The 835-nt window shown below is 54.7% G+C and carries 1 protein-coding gene and 1 pseudogene; both read left to right on the forward strand.

Annotated elements, in window-relative coordinates; genetic code table 11:
• Complete coding sequence (locus L6H65_RS26410) at window positions 1-315, forward strand: group II intron maturase-specific domain-containing protein (RefSeq protein ID WP_290370483.1); 315 nt, start codon at window positions 1-3, stop codon at window positions 313-315.
• Window positions 316-483: 168 nt separating this feature from the next.
• Window positions 484-835, forward strand: a pseudogene (locus L6H65_RS26415) (group II intron reverse transcriptase/maturase); the annotation flags it as partial.

The raw sequence follows: 835 nt of genomic DNA on the forward strand, positions 1-835 counted from the left end.
ATCCAATCGTTCAGGGACACCATCCGAGCCCGGACACACAGACGCATCCCGCTAACCGTCTTTGAACTCATCGATTCCATCAACCCTGTCATACGGGGATGGGGCAACTATTTCCGTAAAGCCCACGTAAGGAAGCTCTTCAACCGACTCCAACGTTGGATTGTCCGGCGAGTCTGGAGTCACCGCTTTAAACGCTGGCGTAATAAGGGATGGAAGATGCTACATGAATCCGTTCTCTACTCCAAATACAGATTGGTAAACCTCTTGTCGTTAATACCAGACTTGAACCTAAAAAGGGCTGCACCCAGAGGGTGACATGAAGGAAAGCGGATTGCGGGAAAACTGCACGATCCGTTTGAACGAGCGGACGGAGGAAGGCGCAAGCCGACCTCCTTCGACTCTACACGCGAGCCGCGACGGCGGCGAGCGGAAGGGCTGAACAATCGTAAGTCTTGAGTACAGACGGAAAGGAGAATCGATGCGATGAAAGCAGAATACCGAAAGGGCTGCCTGCACAGGGATAGCGTGGAACGCGAAGAGTATGCAGGAGCGCGGAGCATCGAAGCTCGGGAAAGTAGAGAAAGAGACGGTGCAATCGACCTGATGGAACGCATATTGGACAGAGAAAATCTGAACCGCGCCTACAAGCAGGTCAAGCGTAACCATGGAGCGCCCGGAATCGACGGAATGACCGTCGAGGCGGCGCTGCCATGGCTGCGTGAAAACAGAGAGGAGCTACTGCAAAACATCCGGAATGGAAGATACAGGCCAAGCCCGGTGCGACGCAAAGAGATCCCCAAGCCAGATGGCAGCGGCGTGCGGAAGCTCGGCATCC

Source organism: Paenibacillus plantiphilus (assembly GCF_927798095.1).
Taxonomy (GTDB): Bacteria; Bacillota; Bacilli; order Paenibacillales; family Paenibacillaceae; genus Paenibacillus_Z; species Paenibacillus_Z plantiphilus.